The sequence below is a fragment of the Streptomyces sp. DvalAA-14 genome (genome assembly GCF_900091855.1).
In the GTDB taxonomy this organism is placed as follows: Bacteria; Actinomycetota; Actinomycetes; order Streptomycetales; family Streptomycetaceae; genus Actinacidiphila.
On the sequence record NZ_FMCH01000306.1, the window covers coordinates 1 to 3,779 of the forward strand.

Consider the following 3,779-nt stretch of genomic DNA (forward strand, 5'->3'; position numbering starts at 1 on the left):
GCCGGACATAACGCCCGGAACCGTTTACGGAAACCGTTTGGTTTCCACCGGCGCCCGTGGTGGTGGAGTAGATGTCCGTCCAGTTCGTGCCGTCGGCAGAGGTCTGGATCTTGAAGGACTTGGCGTACGCCGCCTCCCAGTTGAGGGAGACCGAGCTGATGGTGTCGGTCGCCCCGAGGTCCACCTGGAGCCACTGCGGGTCGGCAGCGGCGCTGGACCAGCGGGTGCCGGTGTTGCCGTCCACCGCCGCGGAGGCCGGGGTGCCGGCGTTCTCGGTGGAGGAGGCGGTGGCGGTCTTGCCCTGCGAGAGCAGGGTGTCGGCCGCGTGCGCCGAGCGCATCGGCACGAACAGCAGCAGCGAGGCGACGAGCGCCGTGAGGACCGCCGCTACGATATTTCGCCGGTTCGTCAGCACCGAGGATCTCAGTGCGGGCGGACCGGTGGGGGGAGCGAGCATGAGCAACTCTCCTGGTTCCACAGGTGGGGGCAGAAGTGGACAACCGCCCCGCCGGCGGACGGCGGAACGGCGAGATGCCGTGATCAGTGCGAACTACCGGTCGGCGCTATCGAGTTGATCAGTGAGAGCGCTCTCCCGGCACACACCGAGATGTTTCTCCCTGTGTTTCATCCATGTCAAGAGTTGTGCACAAAGCAGGAGCCGGAAAACGAAGAAGCTTCACCAATCCCGGCAAACGGGTCGTGCCGTGCTGTCGGCATCCGCCATGCCTTCAGGTCGTGAACGCAAGACGCGCCGCGCCCGGGCGGCCGCAGGACAACGCGAGGGGCCGCCCCGGCGGTTGCCGGGACGGCCCCTCGGATCTCGGCCGTCAGGCCGTCACAGCGCCGCTCAGGCGGCCGTGCCGGCGCCGCGGCGCTTGCGGGCGTACCACAGCGCGCCGCCACCGACGAGCAGCGCACCGGCGGTGATGCCCAGCGGCAGGGCCGGGGACGAGCCGCCGGTCTCGGCCAGCACCTCACCGGTGCTGCCGTCCGGGCCGGGGCGGTTGCCGTTGCCGCCGGCCGACGAGCCGTGACCCGGCTTGCCCGGCTTGCCGGGCGTGCTCGGCTGCGTGCTGATCCGCTTGATCGACTTCACCGAGCCGTTCGCGTTCAGCAGCACCTGCTCGTTGTTCGGGTGCCGGAAGTCGAAGGCCCCGGTCAGCGAGTTGGCGCGGCTGTCGAAGGACGCGTCACCGATCTGGCCGGTCTTCCAGTTGTCCTCGATGAACTTGGTGATCGACGCCTGCTCGGTGCGGGTGTGGTCGACCGAGTTCACCTTGCTGTACGGGGAGATGACCAGCAGCGGCTGACGGGTGCCCGGGCCGCAGCGGTCGGCGTAGCCGCCCGCGGACGTCGGACCGGCCTGGCAGGCCGGGCTGTCGGTGGTCTTGCCGTTGGACGCCAGCGTGGTGTCCTTCGAGCCGTTCTGCGGCTTGGCGTAGGCGTGGTCGTACCAGCCGTCGGAGTCGTCGTAGGCGACGACGACCGCGGTGTCCTTCCAGGAGGACGAGGACTGGACCGCGTTGATCTCCTTGACCAGGAAGTTCTGCTCGTCCGTCGGGTCGGAGTAGCCGGCGTGGCCGTCCTGGTACTCGGCGGCCTTCAGGAAGCTGACGGCCGGCAGGTTGCCCGCCTTCAGCGCCGAGTCGAAGTCCGTCAGGTCGTAGTTGTGGTTCGCCTGGCCGTTGTGGCCGATCTCGGCCGTGTTCTTCGGCGGCAGGTGGTGCGGGTTGGACGTGGACTTGTAGTACTCGAACGGCGAGTGGTGCGGGCTGTAGTCGACCGAGGCCGCGCCGCCGATGTTCGTGTGGGTGCTGCCCTGGCAGTTGGCGTAGTCGCCCTGCTTGCCGTCCCACGCGGTGGAGGGGCGGAAGCCGCCCTGGAACCAGCCCCAGCTGACGTTCTTGGCGTTCAGCAGGTCACCGATGTTCTTGCCCTGCATCACCGCGAGCGCGTTGGCGCTGGTGTGGCTGGTGTCGGAGCAGTCGTCGAAGGCCGGGTCGGGGTCGTTGATGACCGTGCCGACACCCTTGGCGTTCGGCGAGACCACCGTGTAGGCGTCCGGCGCCGCGGTCTGCTTCGGGTTCTCGGTGCCGCTCTTGGGGTCGACCGAGATCACCCCGTGCGTCTGACCCGAGACCAGGTTCAGCGCGCCCGGCGTGGAGGGCCCGTAGGTGCTGCTGTACGAGTTGTCGCCGAGCGAGTAGTGCTGGGCGTAGTTCCACAGACCGGTGACGGTGTTGCCGTCGTAGTAGTCCGTCACCAGGCCGGGCTCGCCGAACAGACCGCCCGAGCAAGTGCTGGTCTCGGTGTTCTGCACGTACTGGTCGGCCTTGCCGCCGTCGGCCGCGTACTGCTCCGGGCCGTACGAGTGGTTCTGGTCGCAGGTGACGGCCTTGTCGGGGCCGAGGCGCGAGGGCGGGTACTGGTTCGGGTTCTTCTTCAGCAGGCCCGAGTTGAGGAGGTTGTCCGCCTTCGGGGTGTGCTTGGCGGCGGTGAACTTGGTGCCGTCGGTGTTGGCCGCCACCGGGTAGCTGCCGAAGTAGTGGTCGAACGACACGTTCTCGTCGAAGATGACGACGACGTGCTTGATCGGGGTGGTGGTGTTGTCGCTGCCGCCCCCGTGGTGGGCCGGGGAGGCGGCGTTGGCGGGCGCCGCGCCACCCAGCAGTACGAGCGCCGCAGCACCTGCGAACGCCCCCCAGCGCGCGGTTCGCATCCGCGCGCCCGCCCCTCTTCTCGTGCCCGTACCGCTTGTGGTGCTCATGTGTGGCCTCAGCCTCCGCTAAGTGGTGCTCTGCTCGTGCCGCTGTCGATGCGTGTGGGTGTGGGTGTGCGTGTGCGTGTGCGTGTCGAACGCGATCGTTCTGGCGACTCGCTACATGACAGGGGCACGCTGGTGGCGGGCCGGTGAACACCGGGTCAGTAAATCCTTAGGAAATCTTGACTCGGCTTTTACTCATTTCGAAGGATGGACGGGCGATCAGGCGATCAGGCCGCTGCCCAGCCAGTCGGAGCGGTCGCGGACACCGGGCAGCGCGAAGAAGTAGCCGCCGCCGAAAGGCGAGATGTAGTCCACCAGCGGCTCGCCGGCCAGCCGTTTCTGCACCGTGGCGAACTGCCGCTCCAGGTCCTGCTGGTAGCAGACGAATATCAGGCCCATGTCCAGGTTGCCATTGCTGTCCATACCCCGGTCGTAGTTGTAACCACGGCGCAGCAGGCGGGAGTTGTCGGTCTTCGCGGTGCGCGGATTGGCCACCCGGATATGGCTGTCCAGCGGGATGATGTCACCGGTCGGGTCCTGGGCGAACTTCGGCGTGTCGAACTCGTGCATGCCGTCCAGCGGCGCGCCGCTGTCGCGGGTACGGCCGAACATCCGCTGCTGCTCGATGATGGACACCCGGTCCCAGAACTCCACCAGCATCCGGATCAGCCGCACCACCTGGTACGAGCCGCCGGTCGTCCAGGACGGCTCGCCGCCGCCGTCGACCCACAGCAGCCGGCTCGCGACCGCCGGATCGCTGGCGTCCGGGTTGGCCGTGCCGTCCTTGAAGCCCAGATGGTTGCGGGGGGTGCCGCTGGGCCGCGGCGGACTGGTGAAGCCGTCCATCCGCCAGCGCACCTGCATCCCGCCCCGGGTGTGCCGGGTGATGTCGCGCAGCGCGTGCAGCACCGTGTCCGCGTGCGGCGCGCTCAGCTGCAGGCTCAGGTCGCCGTGGCACCAGGCCGGTTGCAGGTCGTCGTCCGGGAAGGCGGGCATGGTGCCCAGCCGCAGCGGC

The 3,779-nt window shown here is 68.5% G+C and carries 3 protein-coding genes; all 3 read right to left on the minus strand.

Annotated features, from left to right (window positions below):
- A partial coding sequence (locus GA0115240_RS15490; protein ID WP_141708843.1) for a discoidin domain-containing protein occupies nucleotides 1-457 on the minus strand: 457 nt, incomplete at its 3' end.
- A gap of 390 nt (nucleotides 458-847) precedes the next feature.
- Entirely contained in the window at nucleotides 848-2,719 is a 1,872-nt protein-coding gene (locus tag GA0115240_RS15495; protein ID WP_237554902.1) for an alkaline phosphatase family protein, read from the minus strand.
- A 264-nt stretch (nucleotides 2,720-2,983) separates the two neighbouring features.
- Nucleotides 2,984-3,779 (minus strand): Dyp-type peroxidase (locus tag GA0115240_RS15500; protein WP_141708844.1); only part of this gene is annotated, 796 nt, incomplete at its 5' end.